16 protein-coding genes and 1 pseudogene are annotated in these 21708 nt (G+C 62.0%); 7 read left to right on the top strand and 10 right to left on the bottom strand.

Annotated elements, in window-relative coordinates; all coding sequences use genetic code 11:
• Positions 1 to 18: 18 nt before the first annotated feature.
• The 3 genes from NKH12_RS04770 to NKH12_RS04760 form a co-directional block, all read right to left on the bottom strand.
• Positions 19 to 1596, bottom strand: coding sequence for an ArnT family glycosyltransferase (locus NKH12_RS04770; protein WP_352952063.1), 1578 nt, complete (start codon positions 1594 to 1596; stop codon positions 19 to 21).
• Positions 1597 to 1804: 208 nt separating this feature from the next.
• Positions 1805 to 4372, bottom strand: a complete 2568-nt coding sequence (locus NKH12_RS04765; RefSeq protein ID WP_352952062.1) for a GcvT family protein — start codon at positions 4370 to 4372, stop codon at positions 1805 to 1807.
• 392 nt (positions 4373 to 4764) lie between these two features.
• Entirely contained in the window at positions 4765 to 6342 is a 1578-nt protein-coding gene (locus NKH12_RS04760) for a trimethylamine methyltransferase family protein (protein ID WP_352952061.1), read from the bottom strand.
• Between the two features lie 238 nt (positions 6343 to 6580).
• On the opposite strand from NKH12_RS04760, the gene NKH12_RS04755 reads away from it, so the two are divergent.
• Positions 6581 to 7741: an MFS transporter gene (locus tag NKH12_RS04755; protein ID WP_352952060.1), complete on the top strand. Its 1161-nt coding sequence runs from the start codon at positions 6581 to 6583 to the stop codon at positions 7739 to 7741.
• 25 nt (positions 7742 to 7766) lie between these two features.
• Here the strand turns inward: NKH12_RS04755 and NKH12_RS04750 are convergent, their stop codons facing one another.
• The gene (locus NKH12_RS04750; RefSeq protein ID WP_352952059.1) at positions 7767 to 8237 is read right to left on the bottom strand and encodes a hypothetical protein; all 471 of its coding nucleotides are present in this window, start codon (positions 8235 to 8237) and stop codon (positions 7767 to 7769) included.
• Positions 8238 to 8439: 202 nt separating this feature from the next.
• On the opposite strand from NKH12_RS04750, the gene NKH12_RS04745 reads away from it, so the two are divergent.
• From NKH12_RS04745 to NKH12_RS04735, 3 genes are all read left to right on the top strand, one after another.
• A complete protein-coding gene (locus NKH12_RS04745) occupies positions 8440 to 10509 on the top strand; it encodes a prolyl oligopeptidase family serine peptidase (protein ID WP_352952058.1) in 2070 nt (689 codons plus the stop codon).
• 208 nt (positions 10510 to 10717) lie between these two features.
• Positions 10718 to 12097: an aspartate aminotransferase family protein gene (locus tag NKH12_RS04740; protein ID WP_352952057.1), complete on the top strand. Its 1380-nt coding sequence runs from the start codon at positions 10718 to 10720 to the stop codon at positions 12095 to 12097.
• Between the two features lie 599 nt (positions 12098 to 12696).
• Positions 12697 to 13563 carry an SMP-30/gluconolactonase/LRE family protein gene (locus tag NKH12_RS04735; RefSeq protein ID WP_352952056.1) on the top strand — a complete coding sequence of 289 codons (867 nt, stop codon included), beginning with the start codon at positions 12697 to 12699 and terminating at the stop codon, positions 13561 to 13563.
• Positions 13564 to 13994: 431 nt separating this feature from the next.
• Here NKH12_RS04735 and mmsB read toward each other — a convergent pair whose 3' ends face one another.
• Complete coding sequence (gene mmsB / locus NKH12_RS04730) at positions 13995 to 14879, bottom strand: 3-hydroxyisobutyrate dehydrogenase (protein WP_352952055.1); 885 nt, start codon at positions 14877 to 14879, stop codon at positions 13995 to 13997.
• Positions 14880 to 15183: 304 nt separating this feature from the next.
• On the bottom strand, positions 15184 to 16350 hold the full coding sequence (locus tag NKH12_RS04725; protein ID WP_352952054.1) for an isobutyryl-CoA dehydrogenase: 1167 nt from the start codon (positions 16348 to 16350) through the stop codon (positions 15184 to 15186).
• A gap of 152 nt (positions 16351 to 16502) precedes the next feature.
• Here NKH12_RS04725 and NKH12_RS04720 point away from each other — a divergent pair, with 152 nt between their 5' ends.
• On the top strand, positions 16503 to 17117 hold the full coding sequence (locus NKH12_RS04720; RefSeq protein WP_352952053.1) for a dimethylsulfonioproprionate lyase family protein: 615 nt from the start codon (positions 16503 to 16505) through the stop codon (positions 17115 to 17117).
• Positions 17117 to 18586 carry a cobyric acid synthase gene (locus NKH12_RS04715; RefSeq protein WP_352952052.1) on the top strand — a complete coding sequence of 490 codons (1470 nt, stop codon included), beginning with the start codon at positions 17117 to 17119 and terminating at the stop codon, positions 18584 to 18586. Before NKH12_RS04720 ends, NKH12_RS04715 begins: the two co-directional genes overlap by 1 nt.
• On the opposite strand, the gene NKH12_RS04710 is transcribed toward NKH12_RS04715, so the two are convergent.
• From NKH12_RS04710 to NKH12_RS04695, 4 genes and pseudogenes are all read right to left on the bottom strand, one after another.
• Positions 18583 to 19005 (bottom strand): VOC family protein, encoded by a 423-nt coding sequence (locus NKH12_RS04710; RefSeq protein WP_352952051.1) that lies wholly within the window; start codon positions 19003 to 19005, stop codon positions 18583 to 18585. The genes NKH12_RS04715 and NKH12_RS04710 overlap by 4 nt on opposite strands.
• 114 nt (positions 19006 to 19119) lie before the next feature.
• Positions 19120 to 19957 (bottom strand): annotated as a pseudogene (locus NKH12_RS04705) (helix-turn-helix domain-containing protein).
• Between the two features lie 99 nt (positions 19958 to 20056).
• Positions 20057 to 20227, bottom strand: coding sequence for a hypothetical protein (locus NKH12_RS04700; RefSeq protein WP_352952050.1), 171 nt, complete (start codon positions 20225 to 20227; stop codon positions 20057 to 20059).
• Positions 20228 to 20279: 52 nt separating this feature from the next.
• The gene (locus NKH12_RS04695; RefSeq protein ID WP_352952079.1) at positions 20280 to 21065 is read right to left on the bottom strand and encodes a TSUP family transporter; all 786 of its coding nucleotides are present in this window, start codon (positions 21063 to 21065) and stop codon (positions 20280 to 20282) included.
• Between the two features lie 207 nt (positions 21066 to 21272).
• Between NKH12_RS04695 and NKH12_RS04690 the strand changes: the two genes are divergently transcribed.
• Positions 21273 to 21704 carry a TerB family tellurite resistance protein gene (locus NKH12_RS04690; RefSeq protein ID WP_352952049.1) on the top strand — a complete coding sequence of 144 codons (432 nt, stop codon included), beginning with the start codon at positions 21273 to 21275 and terminating at the stop codon, positions 21702 to 21704.
• The last annotated feature ends 4 nt before the right edge of the window (positions 21705 to 21708 follow it).

Here is a 21708-nt window from a genome sequence, read left to right as displayed (position 1 = left end):
CGATGACGAGGAGGCCGATCAGTCGGGTTCCTGTCCACCCTCGGCTCCTTTGCTAACGCCTTCGTCGGGCGCTCTGGCTTTTTCCGCAGCCGTTCTCTTCAATCTTGTATACGCGCCGGGCCGGGCAGACTTGTCGGTGCTAGGCGATAGCGGAACCATGATTTGCGTTGGCTGGCCGTCTGGCTCATAGCCGGCTTTTTTGAGCTGCTCCAAAATGACCGGCCGCGGATCGTCGCGGTCGAGCCAGACGAGTACGGCCGGCTCTTGCACCAGCCTGTCGAAATTCGGCACTTCCTGGTTAAGCGCGACCAATTTTTCGTCGACCAGCCGCAGATTTCCGACCCATGCACCGTCGGATATTGCGGTTTTCACCGGCCCGTCGGCAGTCAGCTGGCGATAGAGGGCCGGGTAATCCACCCGGATCATCCGCGATAGACCACTGGTGCCGTTTATCTGGAAGTACCAAGTGGCAGGCGCGAGCAGAACGGCGATAACCGCTCCGGCCGCGATCACCAGGAGCTGGGCGTCCCTGCCGCGTGGTGAAAGCCGTTCCATATAAGCGGCCATCGCCAGCGGCAAGATGACCATGACCGGCACCAGCCAACGGGCCTTGACTTCGGTCACGCCGGTGGCCAGCACAAGTGTCGCCAGCATGGCCAAGCCGAGCGCCAACGTACGCCACAAGAGAACTTCCCTGGCCGGAGCTTTCGGATGACGCTCGGAGAAACGAAATCCCGTCAGCGCGAAAGCCAGGGCGGAAACGAGCACCGGCAAGACAGCGAAATTGAAGGTCCCCATGATAAACTTGCCGGCGCCGGTGGCCGCGGCCGTCATGCGCCCCTGCTGTAGGTCTATTCCGAACTTCCCGCCTCTCGCAAGCAGATCGGCAGGATGCATGAGGCTCCAATATGTGGTTGGCGCCAGCACCACTATCGCAACGGCAACGCTGATTGCGAATTTCGGATCGAGGATCGCGCCGCGCAACTCGCGCAACGACAACACCGCCGCAACAAGGGCTAACACCAGGAATACGTCGTTGTATTTGGCAAGAATTGCCGCAGCCGTTGCCAAGCCAAACACCGCATAGGCGATCACGCTTCGCCGCTCGATCAGATTAGCCATCGCGAGCAGGAGCAGTGCGCAGAAGCCGACGACGGCGACCGAATGCGACAAGGCCCGCTGCGATTCCCAGGCGATTTGCGGGATTGTGAAAAGTCCGAGCATGGCCGCCGCTGCCGTTGCTTTCGTGTAGCCGAACCGCCGCATGGCGGCGAACACACTGCAGGCGGCGAGGAACAGCACGGAGTATTTGACGAGCTTCAGCGTGAAAATATTGGTGCCGAAAATTTGCGCGGCCAGCCAGTTGATCCATGTGTAGAGAGGTGGTTGCGAGCCGCCATAGCCGGCCCAAAGGTATGGAAGATAAATCAGTTGCTCCGCGTCATCGACGCCGACGCCAGTTCCTGCCCAAGTGGCCAGAACGGACAGTATGACGGTTTGCAAGGCCAAATAAGCGGCGACCATGACGATCGCCGCCGGGAAGGGGCCGATCCTGCTCTCGGCAAGCCATTCGTCCCATTTCATCGAATACTTCAACGAGTTCTCATCGCCCGTGCCAGTTATCGCCGGCTCCGCTAGCACGAAGACCATGCCCTGCACAATGTGGCAGCCCTGATCGCTTCCGGGGCGGCGGGCTTCAAGTCGAATCGTACCGCCGCTCTAGCTTTTTGTCTGGGCATCGGGTTTTTCCAAAGTCGGTCGCACCCCGGGTCATGCCCGCGGCCAGGCCTTTGCGTCCGGTGCTCTAGGTCCGCATCTTCTCGCCGCTCGGGTCGAAAGGCGGCTCAACATTGATGCGGGCCGGGCGTCGGCTTCCGAGGATTTCGATCTCGAACAGTCCGGCGCTCTCGTCCCCGGCTAACGCCGCTGGCACATAGCCTTGCGCCATCGATTTCCTGATATAATGGGCATAGCCGCCGGAGGTGACCCAGCCGACCACGCGCCAGTCGCCGTCGACGATGCCGCGCACGGCCGAGGCGCCTTCAGCGGCCCTGGAGCCGCGCACTTCCTTGCCGGCCGTATCGAAACGCGGCGCGCCATAGCCGTGCGGCTTTTCCACCGTGCCGTAGTCCTTGCCGCCGACCTTGGCCCAGATCGGTTCGTCGCCCATGACATCGGCGTCCGCGGCATCGACGATGAAGGAGACGCGGCGCAGTTTTGGCCCTTCCGCCTGCTCCCTGGCCGCCGCTTCGCGTCCGATAAAGTCGTTCTTCTCCAGCTTGACGAAGCGGTCCATTGTGCCTTCGAAGGGTCCGTAGATCGGGCGCAGTTCGCGGAACCAGGTCGGGAAATTCTTTTCCAGTCGCATCGAGAGCAGGGCGCGCATGCCGAAATCGACGAGGCCGAACTCTTCACCGGCATCATTGATCGCCTTGTAGACCAAACGCTGATAGGCCGGCGCCATCCAGATTTCGTAGCCGAGATCACCGGTATAGGTAATGCGATTGACCATGCAGGGCGCGCCACCGACCGCCATCTCGCGGAAATCCATGAAGCGGAAGGCCTTGGTCGAGATGTCGACATCGACCAGTTTCTGCAGGAGGTCGCGTGATTTCGGCCCGGCGATCGACAAGCCGACCAGCGTTTGGTCGAAGCGATGAATGCGGACGCTATCGTCCTTCGGCAGGTGCTTCTCGAACCAGCGCATATGATACTTCTGCGCCGCCGACGAGCTCCAGATCATGAAGCGCTCTTCGTCAGCCTTGGCGATGGTGAAGTCGCCGATGAGCCTGCCGAACTCGTTGAGCATTGGGGTCAGCACGATGCGGCCGGTCTTCGGCATGCGGTTGGTCATCAGCCGGTTGAGGAAATCCTCGGCTGCCGGCCCGGAGACTTCGTATTTGGCGAAGTTGGCGATCTCGGTGACGCCGACCTTCTCGCGGGTCGCACGCACTTCCTCGCCGATCGGCCCGAAATCATTGGAGCGATGGAAGGAAACGATGTCCTCCGTGCCTTTCGGTGCGAACCAGAGTGGGGTTTCGAGGCCCCAGCTATCGCCCATGACGGCGTTTTTGGCCAGCATCGTGTCGTAGAGCGGGGTTGTCTGGGCCGGCCGTGCCGCCGGCAATTCCTCGTTGGGAAAGCGGATGGAGAAACGGCGCGAATAGTTTTCGCGCACCTTGGCGTTGGTGTAGCGCAGCGTCGCCCATTCGCCGAAGCGGGCGACGTCCATGCCCCAGACGTCGAAGCCGGGGTCGCCATTGACCATCCAGTTCGACAGCGCCAGCCCGACTCCGCCGCCCTGCGAGAAACCGGCCATGACGGCGCAGGCGCACCAGAAATTGGTCAGGCCCTGCACCGGGCCGACGAGCGGATTGCCGTCCAGCGCGAAGGTGAAGGGACCGTTGATGATCTGCTTGATGCCGGCCTTCTCAATGCCGGGAAAATGCTTGAAGCCGATTTCGAGCGACGGCGCGATGCGGTCGATGTCGGGCTGCAGCAATTCGTGGCCGAAATCCCATGGCGTGTTGACCGGCGACCACGGCTTGCAGGCCTTTTCATAGGTGCCGAGCAGGATGCCGTTGCGTTCCTGGCGGGTGTAGATCTCGCCCTTGAAGTCCATAACGCCGATCATTTCGCGGCCGGTCGACTTGTTGAATTCTTCGACCTCCGGCATCGGCTCGGTCAAAAGGTACATATGCTCCATGGCCAGCAGCGGCAGCTCGACACCGACCATGCGGCCGATTTCGCGCGCCCACAGGCCGCCGCAATTGACGACATGCTCGGCCTTGACCGTGCCTTGCTCGGTGACGACGTTCCAGGTGCCGTCGACTTCCTGCGTCAGCTCGACGACCCGGTTGCGCAGCACGATTTCGGCGCCGAGCTTCCTGGCGGCCTTGGCGTAGGCGTGGGTGGTGCCGGAAGGATCGAGATGGCCTTCGACCGGATCCCACATGGCGCCGACGAAATTCGTCTCATCCATCAGCGGGAACATCGCCTTGGCCTCTGACGGCGTGATCAGTTCGGTGTCCATGCCGAGATAGCGGCCCTTGGCGTGGGCAAGGCGCAGGAAGTCCATGCGCTCGGGGGTGTCGGCCATCATCACGCCGCCGGTCAGGTGCAGCGAACAAGACTGGCCGGAAAGTTCTTCGATCTCCCTGTAGAGTTGCACCGTATAGGCCTGCAGCTTGGCGACGTTGGGATCGCCGTTGAGCGTGTGGAAGCCGCCCGCCGCATGCCAGGACGAGCCGGAGGTGAGCTCCGAGCGCTCGATCAGCATGATGTCGGTCCAGCCGGCCTTGGCCAGATGGTAGAGCACCGAGCAGCCGACGACGCCGCCGCCGATGACAACCGCTTTTGCATTAGATTTCATAAAGTTAGGTCCGTTCTTGAAGAGATTTAATCGAGTGAGCGGGGCGTGAAAGCAAAGCGGAGGTCGGATACAGCGATGTTTTCGGCGAGCCTGCCGTCAAGCGCGGCTAGGATGGTTTCACAGACGGAAGTACGATGTTTCAGGGTTACTCGCTTCGTTGTCCCTGTTTTGCGGCGACTGCGCGTTTCATGAACGGCTTCCCCCACTCCGTCGCCGCTTCGCGGCGCCACCTCTCCCCCCTCCGGAGGGAGAGGAAGGGTGCCAGCCGGAATCGCTTCGCGCCCTTCCTCTCCCCCGTCGATCGGGGGAGAGGTGTCGAGCGTAGCTCGACGGAGTGGGGTCGACCGTTCATCAAATCCATACGAATGATCAGTTCATCAACGATACAATCATCAAAAATCGGTCGGCGCGCCGCCTTCGGAGCGGCGTTTGTCGACGAAGGCGTTAAGCTCCTCGCGGATAGCCGGGTCCATATAGGGCTCTTCATAGGAGGCCAGCCGCTCCTTCCACACCCGGTTGGCTTTTTCGATAGCCGTCGGTGATCCGGCTTCCGCCCAGGTCTCGAAATTGCGCCAGTCGGAGATGATAGGCGAATAGAAGGCGGTCTTGTAGCGGTCCTGGGTATGCTGGGTGCCGAAGAAATGGCCGCCCGGACCGACGGACTGGATGGCGTCGAAGCCAAGGGCCTCCTCGGAGAGGTCGAGCGGGGTCAGGAACTCCGCCACCATCTGCAGCAGATCGATGTCCAGAATGGTCTTCTCGTAGGAGCAGCGCAGGCCGCCTTCCAGCCAGCCGGCCGCATGCATCATCAGATTGCCGCCGCCCTGGATGGCGCCCCACAGCGAGAACACGCTTTCATAGGCGGCCTGTGCGTCGACCGTGTTGGCGGCGCAGGTGTTGGAAGTGCGGTAGGGGATGTTGTAGCGGCGGGCGAGCTGGCCGCCGACCAGTTGCGCCTTCATGTATTCCGGCGTGCCGAAGGCCGGCGCGCCCGACTTCATGTCGACGTTGGAGGTGAAGCCGCCATAGCCGACGGGCGCTCCCTTGCGCACCATCTGGGCGAAGGCAATGCCGGACAGCGCTTCGGCATTCTGCTGCACCAGCGCGCCGGCGATGGTCACCGGCGCCATGGCGCCCGACAGGGTGAACGGCGTTACGATGACGACCTGGCCCTTGCTCGACATCTGGATGATGCCTTCCATCATCGGAACATCGAGCTTGAGCGGCGAATTGGTGTTGATGATGGTGAACACCGATGGCTCTTCAAGAAGCTGTTCGTCGCTGATGCCGCGCGCGATCCTGGTGATCTCGATGCCGTCGACATTGCGCTCCTTGCCGAGCGAATAGATGTGGAACACCTTGTCGGTGAGCACGCTCAGATCGCGGATGCATTCGAGGTGCCGGACGGACGGATGGATATCGATCGGCTCGACCGGATAGCCGCCTGTGCAGTTCAGGATGTTGTGCATCTGCGCAAGCTTGAGGAAGTTGCGGTAGTCCTGCTGGTTGCCCGGCCGGCGGCCGCGGTCGATGTCGGAACAATTCGGCGCCGACGCCATCATCGAGATGATCAGATTGTCGCCGCCGAAGCGGACATTGTGCGCCGGATTACGGGCATGGATGGTGAATTCCGACGGGCAGTGGGAAACCAGCTCGAGGATCATGTCGCTGTCGAAGCGCACCCGCTCGCTGCCTTCGCGGACATCCGCGCCATGCGCCTTCATGATGCGCCTCGCCTCGTCGTGCAGCACGTCGACGCCGATTTCCCGCAGCACGCGCAGCGAGGCGAGGTGGATCGTTTCCAGCTCGTCGTCGGAAACCAGCTTCGTCGGCGTCAGCGGGATTTTCAGCTGACGGAAAGGCGGCTGCTCGAACGCTGCCGATCCGCCGGCGCGCTTTCCCGCGCGGCCGCCGCGACGGGCGCGGTCGTTTGCCAATGCCGGTTCGGCGGGATGAAGGGCGGCGGTCATAATAGTCCTCGTACGCTGCGACAGTGCGGCGGCATAATGGACCGCCGGCCGTCCCGCCATTGCGGAGGCGGCGACCACTAGGACGAGGGAAGCGACATGGCAGTTCCCGGGCTGGAGGCAGCCGACTGGATCATCGGGCTTTTGATCTCCTCCGGCTGGCGCAAGCGGTTTTCGTCACCGGTGCTTCCCGGCACGCTGCCGAAACGCTAATCGTGCAGGTTTCCTATTGGTGCGGATCATGGACCTGGCGGAACAGAACAGCGACGAGACAATGCAGTGGGCGGCAATCACCGGCGTGATCGCCACCGTTTCGGTGTTCGCCATCGCGCAAGGGCTGAGCTATCCCCTGTTGAGCTTCATCCTTCAGCGCCAGGGCGTCTCGCCGGCCATGATCGGCCTCTCGGCAGCAATGACGCCGGTCGGCTTTATCGTCTCGTCGCCGCTCATCCCAGCGCTGGCGCGCCGGTTCGGTGCGGGGCGCACGGCGCTCACCTGCGCAGCCCTTTCCGCGATCATGCTGGCGCTGATCGGCTGGACGCAGAATGTCTATCTATGGTTTCCGCTGCGCTTCCTGATTGGCGTGGTGACCAATCCGCTCTACGTGCTGAGCGAGATCTGGGTGATCGCGCTGGCGCCGCCGTTGCGTCGCGGCCGCGTGATGGGGGTCTATTCCACAGTCATTTCGGCTGGCTTCGCCGCCGGCCCGCTGTGCCTGCTTGCCGTCGGCACCGAAGGATGGCCGCCGTTTCTCGTCGGCATCGCTGCATTCGTCTTTTGCGGCGCCTGCCTGGCGCTGGTGCTGCGGCGGCTGCCGAAGGTCGATGAGGCCGGGCACCGGGTTTCGGTCATGGGGTTCATGCCGATGGCATGGCTGCTGTTGTCGGCGGTTGTCGTGGCCGCCGGTTTCGAACAGGCGGTGTTAGCACTGCTGCCGGTCTACGGAGCGCATTACAGCATCGAGGAAACCCGCATGTCGGCGCTGCTGTCGATGATGATCGCCGGCAATATCGCCATGCAGGTGCCGCTCGGCCTGCTGGCGGAACGGCTGACGGCGCGTCTGGTGCGGTTTGTCTGTGTGTCCCTGACGGTGCTCGGATGCGTGCTGCTGCCGGTTCTCATCGAGACGCCGCTGATCTGGCCATGCGTCTTTATCTGGGGTGCGGTTTCCTACGGCATCTACACGATGTCGATCATCGAGCTCGGCGAGCGGTTCACCGGCTCGGCACTGATCGCCGGCAACGCTGCTTTCTCGCTGATGTGGGGCGTCGGCGGCATCGCCGTGTCGCCGCTGGCGGGCGGCGCCATGGATATTCTCGGTGCGGACGGCCTGCCGATCACGCTCGGCGCCATTTGCCTGGCGCTGGCGATGGTAACCGTCATTCGAAGGCGGATGGTGTGAGATACCTGCCGGAGTGCTGGGGTCCTCAATTGCCTTGCCGCCTGAAGACTGCCCAGAGGTCACAGTCGGCGTGGCGTTCTTCGGGATGCGTCTTGTGCAGCAATTCCCGAATCTCAACAGCGCGATTAAAATCGTCTATCAGCCCAACACAGGATAGCTCTTCAATGGCGAAAACGTCGGGGAAACCACCGCAATTGGTCAATGCGCTGATGTCGACGTTCTTGTCGAGCAGATCATAGCCCATGAAGGTGAACTGGTCCCAACCGAATGAGCGCAGGTCCGCCGAAGGACTTCGGATTACGCCAAGGATGTTAAGGTTGCTCGTATCGGTCAATTGCGAAAGCAAAAACTCCAGATCCACGAAGAAACTCAGCATAAAGTCTTCATTTACGATGTAGGGCCAGTAGCTATCCTTTATCTCCCCAAGTGCCGTCGGGCACAGCATGCCGTCGAGTGAGACGACCTCTGTCAATTGGGTGAGGCCCGACCACTCCATGTATTTGTCCCATCTCGTGCCGCGGGATGGGTCAAACTTCTCAGTCGCAATGTACAGACGTTGCATGAGGTTCCTCGCAGTCCATGCAGAGAGCCTTAGTCATGGCAATCTCCGACCATTCGTATTTACGTGTTCCAGTTGAATGTCGGTAGCGCCATGCCGATGTTTGTGGCACCGAGCGTGACCAATTTTCGGAGACCACATGACCAAATCAGCCACAAGCAGGCAGCCAAGTTCGGCGGCCGAGGATTCCTTTCTCTGGCTGGAGGACAGGACAGGGAAAGAAGCGCTCGACTGGGTTCACCGTCAGAACGAGATCACAACAGGTGAATTGCAGGGCGATCCGTCCTACCAGGCCTACTTCCAAACCGCACTCGACCTGATGACCGCCGAAGACAACATTGCGGTCGGGTCTGCACTAAACGGCCACGTCTATAATTTCTGGCAGGACAAGACCAATGTGCTCGGCCTCTGGCGGCGCACGACGGTTGCTTCCTGCAAGACCGAGAAGCCGGATTGGGAGACGATCATCGACTTCGACAGTCTTTCGGCCAAAGAGGGCGTGAAATGGGTGTTCAGCGGCGCCAGCCGGCTTTATCCCGATTTCAGGCGCTGCCTGCTCAGCCTGTCGCCGGATGGCGGCGACGCCAGTGAGATGCGCGAATTCGACATCGACACCAAGTCCTTTGTCGAGGGCGGCTTTCGCGCGCCCGCCTCGAAGTCGGGCTTCAACTGGCTTGACAAGGACACGGTCGTCGTCTCGGCTGCCTTCGAAGAGGACGACAAAACCCAGTCCGGTTATCCGCGCGTAGTCAAGCTGTGGCAGCGCGGCACCAGGCTGGAGGATGCGACGCCGATCTTCGAGGCGCAGAAGCAGGATCTCGCCGCCGGCGGTTCCCTCGAGTTCGACGGCGACAAGCGGCATCTGTTCCTGATCCGGACGCTCGACTTCTTTGCCTCGCACAGCTTTCTGCGTCTGCCTTCCGGCGAAAACAGGCGCATCCCGCTGCCGGATAACGTAACCGACACGGCGCTGTTCAGGGATCAGCTCGTCTTCGGCGTGCGCAGCCCATGGACAGCGCCGGACGGCGCGCTGTGCAACCCTGACGGCCTCTATTCGCTAGACTTCGCGCGCTGGATCGAAACCAATGCGCTTGGACCTGTCGAAACCGTGCTCGATCCGGCGGATCGTGTCTCGATCGCCGGCATCGCCCGCACGCAAGACCGGTTGTTCATCAATCTGATGGACAATGTGCGCGGCAAGGTTGTCGCCTGCCAACGCAGCGGCAGCGGCTGGTCGCTGCAGCCCGTGGCGCTGCCCGAAAACGGCAGTGTCGGCATCAGCCATGCCGAGCGTTTCGGCTCCAGTGTCTCCTTCTCATTCACCGACTTCCTGACGCCGAGCTCGATCATCTGGTCGGACGACAATGCTGGCACGCTAAAGGCGGTGAAATCGCAGCCGGCGCGTTTCGATGCGTCGTCGCTGGTCTCGGAACAGTTCGAGGCACGCTCGAAAGACGGCACAGAGATCCCTTACTTCGTCGTCAGGCGGCGCGACCAGAACGGGCCGGTGCCGACGCTGCTTTACGGCTATGGCGGCTTCGAGGTGCCGCTGCTGCCCGGCTATGCCGGCGTGCGCGGCCGGCTGTGGCTGGAAAAGGGCAACGCCTATGTGCAGGCCAATATTCGCGGCGGCGGCGAGTTCGGCCCGAACTGGCATCAGGCCGCACTCAAGGCCAATCGCCAGAATGCCTTCGACGATTTCGCCGCGGTTGCGCAAGACCTGGTCAAACGCGGCATCGCCACGCCGGCGACGCTCGGCATCCAGGGCGGCTCGAATGGCGGCCTGCTGACCGGCGTTTCGCTGACCCAGCATCCCGAGCTTTTCGGTGCGGTGATTATCGACGTGCCGCTGCTGGACATGCTGCGCTATACCGAGCTGCCGCCTGGGGCATCCTGGATGGCCGAGTATGGCGATCCGGCGAAGCCTGAAGAAGCTGAGTGGCTTGCCGCTTACTCGCCTTATCAGCATGTCGAGGCCGATGCCGCCTATCCGCCGGTGCTGCTGACCACCTCGACCGCCGACGCCCGGGTCCAGCCCGGCCATGCGCGCAAGATGGCCGCGCGGCTGCAGGCTGCCGGCCACGCGAAGACGCTGTTCTTCGAAGAAACCGAGGGCGGCCATGGCGGGCGCGGCGATCGCCGGCCGCAAGCGGCACAGGCGGCAATGAAGTATGTCTTCCTGCAACGGGCCCTGAACGGAACGGCTTGAACTGATCGCGTCAGACGGCCTAAGGTGCAGCCCATGGGCCGGATGAGGACATGCTGCGCATTTGGGGTGGCGGTGACGCCATCGCCGCGCACGCTTCGCGCCGAGCTTTTGCGGCTTTGCGCCCGCATCGGCTATTCGCCGCCCGCGTTCCTCTGACGAATCCGCCCCGGCTGCTATTGCCGGATTGGTTCAAGAGGAAAGATCAGACATGACCTATCAGAATTATTCGCTGAAGCAGCTTCAGCAGATCGATGCTGCGCATCACCTTCATCCGTTCACCGACCACAAGGAGATGCGCGAGGCCGGCTCACGCATCATCACCCACGCCAACGGGCCGTTCATCTACGATTCCGAAGGCACGGAAATCCTCGACGGCATGGCCGGGCTGTGGTGCGTCAACATCGGTTACGGCCGCGATGAGCTGGCCGATGCGGCTTACGCCCAGATGAAGGAACTACCCTACTACAATTCCTTCTTCAAATGCTCGGCCCCGACGCCGGTGCTGCTGGCCAAAAAGCTGGCGGAACTGGCGCCGAAGCACGTCAACCAGGTGATCTACGGCTCGTCCGGTTCGGAGGCTAACGACACGGCGCTGCGCCTTGTCCGCCACTATTGGGCGCTGGAAGGCAAGCCGGAGAAGAACCGCATCATCTCGCGCAAGACGGCCTATCATGGCTCGACCATCGCCGGCGCGTCGCTGGGCGGCATGGAGCCGATGCACAAGCAGCTCAACGGCGCGGTTCCCAACATCGTCCATGTGATGATGCCTTATGCCTACGAGCTGGCTCTGCCAGGCGAAAGCGATCATGATTTCGGCCTGCGCGCAGCCAAGGCCGTGGAGGACGCTATCCTCGAAGCCGGCGCCGACAAGGTTGCCGCCTTCATCGGCGAGCCGGTGATGGGGGCAGGCGGCGTGAAGATACCGCCGATGAGCTACTGGCCGGAAGTGCAGCGCATCTGCCGCAAATACGATATCCTCCTGATGCTCGACGAGGTCATCACCGGCTATGGCCGCACCGGCGAGTGGTTCGCAGCTCAGACCTTCGATATCGAGCCCGATACGATCACCACTGCCAAGGCGCTGACCTCCGGCTATCAGCCGCTGTCGGCGCTGCTGGTCGGTGACCGCATCGCCGCGACGCTGGTCGAGAAGGGCGGCGAGTTCAATCACGGTTATACTTATGCCGGTCACCCCGTGGCCTGCGCCGTGGCGCTGAAGAACCTCGAGATCATGGCGCGGGAAGGTTTGGTCGATCGGGTCAAGAACGACACCGGACCCTATTTCGCCAAGGCGCTGCAGGAGCATATCGGCGGTCACGAACTGGTCGGCGAGGTGCGCTCGATCGGGCTGATGGGGGCGATCGAGATCGTTAGGGACAAGGCGACCAAGGAGCGCTTCCTGCCGGCCGGGAGTGCGGCGGTGCTTGTCCGCGATCACGCAATTGCCCAGGGCATGATGCTGCGCGCCACCGGCGACACGATGATCCTGTCGCCGCCGCTGATCTGGACGCGTGAGACGATCGACATGGCCTGCAACCGCATCGCCAAGGCGCTTGATCTGGCGCAAGCGGATTTGCGCAAGCGGTAAGATAGAACGATTGCCGGGCGTCCTGCAGTCAGGCGCCCGGCTTTTGAACACTGCATTCTGCCGAAGATCTCGCCAGGCGAGGATCGACCGTGAGGGCGGCAATCAGGTTTCCTGTTTATCTGCCCTGGTTGTCGGCCGTTGTGTCGGTGCTGCCGCGCTGCGCGCTAGCGCCGTCGCTCTGTTGCTCGGCCCACCCACCCGGACCGGTCGGATAGCTCGGCTCTCCCTCCGCCCCCAGGCTCTCGTGGAACTCAGTAGCAGGTCTTCCTGCGTATTCGTGGCCGCTCGACAGGTGCCCTTGATGACCGGGATGGAGCGTTGCGTCATCGTTGCGGGCATGGTCCGGCGGTTCGGCATTGGCCGCCATGGGAAACTCGAGGCGTGTCCGGAGTGGCTTTCGTCCGCAGTACGGCTTCCAACGACAGTGGGTTGGAACTGCCATTCATCTGGGGAATTGTAATGTTGGCTAAGCATAAATCGCTTGGCAAATAGGCTTGTCAGAGCAATCGAGCGTCAACTGTAAGTTCTGTAAGATCGCATTCGCAATTTGCAGTTGCGTCTTACATAAACACGTCAAAAATTATCATAGGGAGGCTATCATGATTAGGCTGCAGTTAGTTCTATTTTCTATTCTGCTACTAGGATGGTCACCGGCGACAGCGGAGGAGGTCTGGTCGCTTGACGGCTTTAAGGCCCCCGAGAGCGTCCTCTTCGATGCAAAACGGAACGTCTTCTACGTTTCCAACATTGTTGGCGAGCCCGCCGGCAAGGATGGGGTCGGATACCTTTCAAAAGTTTCGCCTGACGGAAAATTGCAGGCAGCGGAATGGGTGACCGGCTTTAATGCGCCCAAGGGATTGGTGATGAAAGGCGATACGCTTTTCGTCACCGACATCGATCGGCTCATGGCTGTCGACGTCGAGAGCGGTCAGATCACTGGAACGTGGCCTGCAGGCGCTCAATTCCTCAATGATCCCGCTGTCGACGAGGCGGGTCGGGTCTTTGCTTCCGACATGCTGGCGAACAGGATTTATGTTCTGGACAATGATGCTCTCTCCGTCTGGCTCGAGAGCGAGGATCTCCTGCATCCGAACGGTCTGCGCGTCGAACACGGCCGCCTTCTTGTCGCCGGCTGGGGTCGCGATATCCAGCCGGATTTTTCGTCCAAGACACCCGGCCATCTGATCGCGATCGACCTGAACACGAAGGTTATCTCTGACATCGGGTCCGGCGAGCCTGTTGGAAATCTAGATGGTCTAGAATCAGACGGGGCAGGGAATTGGCTCGTGACGGATTGGGTCGCAGGGGCGCTCTTTCGCATTCATTCGGATGGAAAAGTCGAGCAGCTGATGGACCTCAATCAAGGCAGCGCCGATCTGGAATTCCTGGAAGAAAAGAAGTTGGCAATCATCCCGATGATGATGGACGGCAAACTGGTCGCAACTCGATTGGGTGGAGCAACTTGAGAAGACGCTCGCATAGTCCTCTCCCCAATTGGCCGTACAGGGTCATGACTTGCACTATCGAAGGGCCGGATCAGCGGCCCTTTTCACATCTGTGCCAGCTCTTGCGCGGTGCCGTTCCGAAACGCAAAAACCGCGCTCCATCGGGAACGCGGCTTTGCCAGATACGCATGGCGCTTCGCTAACAGAACACTTGCGAAACTTACGGGCTCCGGTACGCGAGACCTGATCCGGAGCGCCGGGCGGATGCGATATGCCGCCTCGCACTCCGTTCTACAGGGACATTGTTACCGGGTGGTTATCGATAGTTTAAGCAAATCTAAATTTCCGATATTTCTCTTTGCCGGGAACGGAAAAGCCCGTCGAGTTCGAGGCTTAAGCGTCGCGTCTGAAGGGACGGTCAAGCCCGAGCGCAGGCGTTTGGGCGGCATGCATTACGCCGGGGTACCGCGCAGGAAATTTATGATGCCGGAAAAATCGGCACCGGCATGCCCCTGGGCGTTGAACAACGCATAAAGCTGGGCTGCCTCGGCGCCGAGCGGTGTCACCGCACCGGCGCTTTGCGCAGCTTCCTGCGACAATTTCAGGTCCTTCAGCATCAGTGCCGCGGCAAACCCCGGCCTATAGCCATTGTTGGCCGGCGATGTCGGCACCGGACCAGGCACCGGGCAGTAGGTGGTCAGTGACCAGCACTGGCCCGACGAGTTCGAGGCGACGTCGAACAGCGCCTGATCCGACAGGCCGAGCTTTTCCGCCAGTACGAAGGCTTCGGCGACGCCGATCATCGAAATGCCGAGGATCATGTTATTGCAGATCTTTGCCGCCTGTCCGGCGCCGTCATCGCCGCAATGGACGATACGGCCAGCCATCGGCTTGAGGATTGGTTCGGCTTTGGCGAAGGCTTCCTTCCAGCCCCCGGCCATGAAGGTCAGCGTGCCGGCGGCGGCGCCGCCGGTGCCGCCGGAAACCGGCGCGTCGATCGACAGCAGCTTATGTTTGGCGGCAATGGTGTGGGCTTTTCGTGCCGATTCGACGTCGATGGTCGAAGAATCGATGAACAGCGCGCCCTTTTTCGCCTTGGGCGCGATGTCCTCATAGACCGACAGGACATGCCTGCCGGCCGGCAGCATGGTGATGACCACATCGGCCTCCTTCACCGCGGCAATGGCATTGGCCATGACCACGACGCCATGCTCCTTGGCGATGACGAGATTTTCCGGCATCAGGTCGAAGCCGTGCACGGCATATCCCGCCTTGACGAGATTGGCGGCCATCGGGTTGCCCATGTTGCCGAGGCCGATGAAGGCGATGGTGGTCATAATGGCACTCCGTGGTTTGGGTCAGGCAGTAGGCAGTAGGCAGTAGGTAGGCAAGTAGGCAGTAGGGCAGTAGGGCAGTAGGGCAGTAGGCAGGCTATTCGGGCGCTAGTTTGCTAATAAGTTGGCGAAGCATTTATCCGATAGTCTAGGTCGATAACAGCATCTGATAAGCTTCATCATGCGCCAGATCCATCGCCTGCTGCCATACCATAACGTCCCTTGTACGAATTGATCCTGCCGGTCACTTTCTACTGCCCTACTGCCCTACTGCCCTACTGCCCTACTGCCCTACTGCCCTACTGCCTTACCGTCCGATCAGGGCGCGTGCGATGATGACGCGCATGATCTCGTTGGTGCCTTCGAGAATCTGGTGGACGCGCAAATCTCGGACCAGCTTCTCGATGCCGTAGTCGTGCAAATAGCCGTAGCCGCCATGCAGTTGCAGGGCGTCGTTGGCGACATTGAAGCCGATGTCGGTGACGAAGCGCTTGGCCATCGCCGACCATTTCGAGGCATCCGGGGCCTTGCGGTCGAGCTTCGAGGCGGCGGCGTAGAGGAAGATGCGTGCCGCCTGCAGCTCGGTCTCCATGTCGGCGAGCTTGAACTGCAGCGCCTGGAATTGGTTGATCTTGGAGCCGAAGGCCTTACGCTCTGCGGTGTAGGCCAGTGCCTTGTCGAGCGCCGATTGCGCGCCGCCCAGCGAACAGGCGGCGATGTTGAGCCGGCCGCCGTCGAGCCCGGCCATGGCGATGCCGAAGCCGGCGCCTTCGACTGAGAGCAGGTTCTGCGCCGGCACCTTGCAGTCCTCGAAGACGACCTGGCGCGTCGACTGCATGTGCCAGCCCATCTTGTGCTCGTTGACGCCAAAAGACAGGCCGGACGCATCCTTCGGCACGACGAAGGTGGAAATGCCCTTCGGCCCGTCGGCGCCGGTGCGCGCCATGACGATATAGAGGTCGCTGTCGCCGGCGCCTGAGATGAACTGCTTGACGCCGTTCAGCACATAGTCGCCGCCGCTTTTCACCGCGCGCGTCTTCAGCGCCGCAGCATCCGATCCCGAACCCGGCTCGGTCAGGCAATAGCTGGCCAGCCATTCCATCGAAGTCAGCTTCGGCAGGTAGCGCTGGCGCTGCTCGTCGCTGCCGAAGCGGTCGACCATCGAGGCCACCATGTTGTGGATCGAGATGAAGGAGGAAAACGCCGGATCGGCACGTGAAAGCGCCTCGAAGATCAGCACGGCGTCGAGCCGGCCGAGCCCCGAGCCGCCGACATCGTCACTGACATAGATGCCGCCGAGGCCGAGCGGCCCCGTCTCGCGGATCACGTCTGCCGGAAAATGCTTGTTGCGGTCCCAGTCGAGCGCGTTCGGCGCGACGCGGTCGGCGGCAAAGGCCTCGGCCATCTCCTGGATGGCGCGCTGGTCATCGTTGAGTTCGAACTGGCTGGTGCCCGCATCGACAGCGGCGTCCATGGCGTGCTCCCTGATGTTGTCGGCCGGCTGGCCTGTCGTTTTTGGCTTTGCGCGCCGTCCAATCTAGACCAATGATGCCGCCGCGCAAGCCGACCATCTCTATCCAACCATCTGGGGAGCGGCTGTGCGCTAACGCGTGTCTGGAGCAAGGCGTGACGCCAAATTTCGATGAACTGCTCGAACGCTTCCATGCCTATCTCGAAACGTTCGATGATGACCTGGTGCGCGATGCCGTGGCCCGGATCGGCTGGGCCATGCCGGCGCGTCGGGTCGAGCCGCATCCGCTCGCCTGCCTGCGCCAGCTCGACCGTGTCGCCGAGCTCGCTCCGGCAAACGCCAAGCCGCTGGCGCGGCTGCTTGCGGAGCGTCGCGGCGAACTGCGCTGGGGGCAGACCTACAGCGAGGCGGATTTCGGCAAGACATTCATCGACAATTACGGCTGGCTGGAAGTCTTCGGCACGCGCGGCCATTTCGTCAACGACGAGGTCGCGGCCGGCTTGCTGATCCTCGGACCTGATATCGTCTACCCCGATCATCATCACGTCGCCGAGGAGATCTACATTCCGCTGACCAGCGGCACCGAATGGCGCATGGGCGAAGGCAAATTTCGCAGGCGCGAGGCGGGTGAGGTGATCCACCATGCCTCTGATATCAGCCACGCCATGCGCACCGGCAAGGAGCCGCTCTTGGCGCTCTACATCTGGCGCGGCGGGCCGCTGGCGGCGAAATCCACGATCACCGGCACCGTTTCACAGGGCAGGAATTAATGGCCAAGGCGATCATGCTGCAGGGCACCGGCTCCGATGTCGGCAAGACGGTGCTGGTCGCGGGCCTGTGCCGCGCGGCAAGGAACCGTGGGCTGAAGGTACGGCCGTTCAAGCCGCAGAACATGTCGAACAACGCCGCCGTCGCCGATATTCCGGGCGACAACTCCGGCGGCGAGATTGGCCGCGCCCAATGGCTGCAGGCGATCGCCTGTGGCGTTGCGCCCTCCGTCCACATGAACCCGGTGCTGCTCAAGCCGCAGACCGATGTCGGCGCGCAAGTTGTGGTGCAGGGCAAGGTGTTCGGCGAGGCACGGGCGCGCGACTACCAGGCGCTGAAGGGCCGGCTGATGGATGCCGTGCTGGACTCCTGGGCCGAGGTCGGCGAGGGCGCCGACCTGGTCATCGTCGAAGGCGCCGGCTCGCCGGCCGAGATCAATCTCAGGAGCCGCGACATTGCCAATATGGGCTTTGCGACGCGCGCCAACGTGCCGGTTGTCCTCGTCGGCGACATCGATCGCGGCGGCGTCATCGCCTCGGTCGCCGGCACCCATCTGATCCTGCCGGAAGAGGACCGGCGCATGATCGTCGGCTATCTCATCAACAAGTTCCGCGGCGATGTCTCGCTGTTCGATGACGGCATCAAAGCGATCGAGACATTCACCGGCTGGCGCTGCTTCGGCGTTGTGCCGTGGCTGAAGGCGGCGGCGCGGTTGCCCTCGGAGGATTCCGTGGTGCTCGAACGCCTGGTATCCGGTGAAAAGCGGGCGTTGAAAGTGGCGGTGCCGATGCTTTCGCGCATCGCTAATTTCGACGATCTAGACCCGCTCAAGGCCGAGCCTCAGGTCGAGGTTGTCTTTGTGCCGCCCGGCCAGCACCTCCCCGAAGATGCCGGGCTGGTGATCATTCCCGGCTCAAAGTCGACGATCGGCGATCTCCTGAGATTCCGCGAGAATGGCTGGGATCGCGACCTGCTCGCCCACCGCAAGCGCGGCGGCCATGTGGTCGGCATCTGTGGCGGGTTCCAGATGCTCGGCCATGTCGTGCGCGATCCCGACGGCATCGAGGGCAGCGTGACCGAGATCACAGGGCTTGGCCTGCTCGACGTTGAAACGGTGATGGAGCCGGAAAAGACCGTGCGCAATGTCAGCGCGCACTCGGTGCAGTTCGACCTGCCGCTCGAAGGCTATGAGATCCATCTCGGCCGCACCACCGGTCCGGACACGCTGCGGCCGTCCGCCGTCATCAACGGCGCTGCTGACGGCGCCATTTCCGCCGACGGAAAGGTGTCGGGCACCTATCTGCACGGGCTGTTTTCCGCCGACGCTTTTCGGGCGAAATTCCTGGAAAATCTTGGCGTGAAAGGCGGCGGCATCGATTATCGCGCCGAGGTCGAACGGGCACTGGACGAGGTCGCAGCCGAGCTGGAGACCCACCTCGACTGCGACGCCATTTTTGGCTTGGCGCGTTAGCTGGCGGGCTCGGCAGCCTTCGGCCAGTAGGTGCCGAAGGACCAGACATTGCCTTCCGGGTCGCGGCAGATGAATTCGCGGCTGCCATAATCGCGATCGGTGAGCTCTTCCAGTATTTCGGCGCCGGCCTTTTTTGCCCTGGCATAAGCGGCATCGGCATCGTCGACGGCAACATAGATCGATCTGCCACCACCCGGGCCCGGTGCACCGATCATCTGGCCAAACTTGTCGTCGCGTGCAGTGCCCAGCATGATCATCGAGGAGCCGAAAGTCAGTTCGGCGTGATGGACAATGTCGCCTTCGCCGTAGCGGGCATGAACGGCAAAGCCGAAGGCTTCACCCAGCCAGTCGATCATCTTGGCTGCATTGCGGTAGCGCAACGTCGGATAGAGCCTGGGCGGTTCGACATTTATTGTCATGGCGATCTCCTTCAATTGGATTGTCGATAACCCAGTCTGGGCGAAGGCTGTTCGCACGTCTTGAAGAAATGTTACCACGTGCGCCCCATTGGGCGTCGCAAGGGGTTTCAGAACCTATGCCCGGGCGGCAAGCGTCGTCGGCGTTTCGCCGGCAAGATCGCGGAATTCGCGCACCAGATGCGCCTGATCGGCATAGCCGCAGTCGGCGGCGATATCAGCCCAATCGGATTTGTCCTGCCTTGACAGGCCGAGCGCTCGGTTGAAGCGGACAATGCGCGACAGCGTCTTGGGGCCGACGCCGATCGCATTGGGAGAATTTTCCCAAGAGATGCTTGCGGCTCCAGCCCAGCCTGTCGGCGAGCGACGAGATGCGAATGCGGCCGCCTGAGACGATGATCCTGTCATAGGCCCAGGCGATTTCGGCCTGCGTTTCCCGGGCCTCAGTCAGCCGTGCGGCGATGAACGTCTCGACGATGGCAAAGCGTGCGCTCCAGTCGCGCGCGTTTCCAAGCCTTTCGCGCAGCGCGATGCCTTCGAGGCCAAGCACATCGTCGAGGCCGACCATGCGGTCGGTCAGTTCGCTCATCGCAAGGCCGAAGAAGCGGCGGGCGCCGAGCGGGGTAAAATTGACCTGGACGCAGCAGGCGCCACCGAAGGATTCGATCACCACCGGACCGGCAAAAAGGCCGGCGGCGAAACTGGCGAAGCGGTCGTTGTCGCCCGGATCCTTGCCGAGTCCGATGGCGAAGGGTTCGGCAAAGCTGATGACCAGCGGCACGGTCAGCGATGCATATTCGACGTTGCGGAAACGGCCCGGTGCCGTTTCGCGATAGCCGCAGATGTCGGTGACCGCGCCCCGGAGGCAAGGGCCGGACGCACGCCGCACCATCTCGAACCGGTCGGGGCCGGGATTTTCATGTCGGCTGCTGCCGTCTTCGCTCTCGGCGGGCATGAGCTTTCCTTCCGCCCAAGGAGTCTAACAGACCAGCCCTCAAAATCAAAAGCGCCCCGCGTGTGGCCCGGCGCGCCGAGTTGCCTGAGATTTGAATACTTAAGCGCCGCGAACCAAGCAGCCGCCAGCAAGCACAATATAAGCGATGAGGACGATCCACACCGCGGCCAAGGGAATGAACGCAAAAACGCCGAGAGCGGCGAGAAGGCCGATGATGGCGATAACAACGGATATGATGAAAACAAGCTGCGTAGGCGCACTGAGATTCATGTGTGGCTCCTCCGACATGATTCGTACAACCGCATACTATCAGGCGCGCCGTTCACACACCAATCAGCGTGCGCAGCGGGTTCGCCGGATCGGCCAGCAGCTTGATGGCCAGCGCCAGACAGACGATCACCAGCAGCGGCTTGATCAGTTTTGCGCCATTGCGGATGGCGAGGCTGGCGCCGACACGGGCGCCGAGGAACTGGGCGACACCCATCATCAGGCCGATCTTCCAGTAGACGACCCCGGCAGCAGCGAAGACGATGAAGCCGCCGATGTTGGAGGCGAAGTTGAGCAGCTTGGTATGCGCCGTCGCCTTGAGCACGCCGTAGCCGGCAAGGGTGACGAAGGCGAGCATGTAGAAGGAACCGGCCCCCGGCCCGAACAGGCCGTCATAGAAGCCAACAATCGGCACCAGGATCAGCCCGAACAGGAACGGCGACAGGCGCCGGGCGCGGTCGACGTCACCCATGTTGGGCTTCAGGGCGAAGAAAAGGGCGATGGCGATCAGCAGGACCGGCAGAAGAGCGCGCAGCAGGTCGCCCGGCACGAATGTCGCCAGCAAGGCGCCGAGAGCACTGCCGGCAAGCGCCAACAGGGCCGAAGGCAATTGCGGGCGCAAATCGACATGGCCCTTCGCGGCGTAGTGGATGGTCGCCGAGCCGGAGCCGAACATGCCCTGCAGCTTGTTGGTTCCCAGCGCCTCGACCGGCGAGAAGCCGGCGAGCAGCAGTGCTGGAATGGTGATCAAGCCGCCGCCGCCGGCGATCGAATCGACGAAGCCGGCAGCGAAGGCTGCGGTGCCGAGGATGACGACGGTCTGGGTGGCGAGATCGAACATCGGATGGTTGCGGGAGGGTTTCCGGCCAGCGGGAAAATATGGCGCGTTCGAACCACAGCCGACCCGTTTGCGCAAGACCGATTCCGCGCTACCTATGCCAAGCGCCCCGCGACGCGCTTGGCTCTTTATGTTTTATGCATGTCGTTATCTCAAAACCGCCGCGCACTTTTGAGCGACATGCATTTGACGAATCGGAAAGGAACGCTGATGGCATTCGCATTGCTTGACCAGATACGCGCTATCTTCGACGGCGACCCCGGCGTGCGCAAGGTTGCGGACGATCCAGTGTTGTCGGCGGAACTGCTGATGCTGTTTCGCATGATCCTGGCCGACGGCACGGTCAGCGAGAGCGAAATGGCCGCCTTCAGGCGCATCTGCCGGGAAGCCTTCGGCATTCCAGAAGCCAGCATCGACAGCGTCATCGAATATCTCAACGAGTTCGGCTACGAGACCAACACCTCACAAGCCATCGCGCAGTTCCGTGACCTTGACGTCGAGAGGCGCAGCCTGCTTGCCCGCCATATGGCCGAGATCGCCAAGGCCGATTCGCAACTTGCCGGGACCGAGATGCAGCTCTTGCGCCGCACGCTCGACTTGCTCGACATCAGCCCGGCCGATGTGGTGAAGGCCGAAGAGTAAGCCT

Source organism: Mesorhizobium sp. M1322, assembly GCF_040318085.1.
GTDB lineage: Bacteria > Pseudomonadota > Alphaproteobacteria > Rhizobiales > Rhizobiaceae > Mesorhizobium.
Note: the sequence above shows the minus strand (reverse complement) of the source record. Positions and strands in the feature narration are given on the sequence as shown.

Bases quoted from the DNA above. Each gene is read 5' to 3' on its own strand.
- NKH12_RS04765 (WP_352952062.1), bottom strand. From the start codon at position 4,372: ATGAAATCTAATGCAAAAGCGGTTGTCATCGGCGGCGGCGTCGTCGGC.
- NKH12_RS04760 (WP_352952061.1), bottom strand. From the start codon at position 6,342: ATGACCGCCGCCCTTCATCCCGCCGAACCGGCATTGGCAAACGACCGC.
- NKH12_RS04755 (WP_352952060.1), top strand. From the start codon at position 6,581: ATGGACCTGGCGGAACAGAACAGCGACGAGACAATGCAGTGGGCGGCA.
- NKH12_RS04750 (WP_352952059.1), bottom strand. From the start codon at position 8,237: ATGGAGTGGTCGGGCCTCACCCAATTGACAGAGGTCGTCTCACTCGAC.
- NKH12_RS04745 (WP_352952058.1), top strand. From the start codon at position 8,440: ATGACCAAATCAGCCACAAGCAGGCAGCCAAGTTCGGCGGCCGAGGAT.
- NKH12_RS04740 (WP_352952057.1), top strand. From the start codon at position 10,718: ATGACCTATCAGAATTATTCGCTGAAGCAGCTTCAGCAGATCGATGCT.
- NKH12_RS04735 (WP_352952056.1), top strand. From the start codon at position 12,697: ATGATTAGGCTGCAGTTAGTTCTATTTTCTATTCTGCTACTAGGATGG.
- mmsB (WP_352952055.1), bottom strand. From the start codon at position 14,879: ATGACCACCATCGCCTTCATCGGCCTCGGCAACATGGGCAACCCGATG.
- NKH12_RS04725 (WP_352952054.1), bottom strand. From the start codon at position 16,350: ATGGACGCCGCTGTCGATGCGGGCACCAGCCAGTTCGAACTCAACGAT.
- NKH12_RS04715 (WP_352952052.1), top strand. From the start codon at position 17,117: ATGGCCAAGGCGATCATGCTGCAGGGCACCGGCTCCGATGTCGGCAAG.
- NKH12_RS04710 (WP_352952051.1), bottom strand. From the start codon at position 19,005: ATGACAATAAATGTCGAACCGCCCAGGCTCTATCCGACGTTGCGCTAC.
- NKH12_RS04700 (WP_352952050.1), bottom strand. From the start codon at position 20,227: ATGAATCTCAGTGCGCCTACGCAGCTTGTTTTCATCATATCCGTTGTT.
- NKH12_RS04695 (WP_352952079.1), bottom strand. From the start codon at position 21,065: ATGTTCGATCTCGCCACCCAGACCGTCGTCATCCTCGGCACCGCAGCC.
- NKH12_RS04690 (WP_352952049.1), top strand. From the start codon at position 21,273: ATGGCATTCGCATTGCTTGACCAGATACGCGCTATCTTCGACGGCGAC.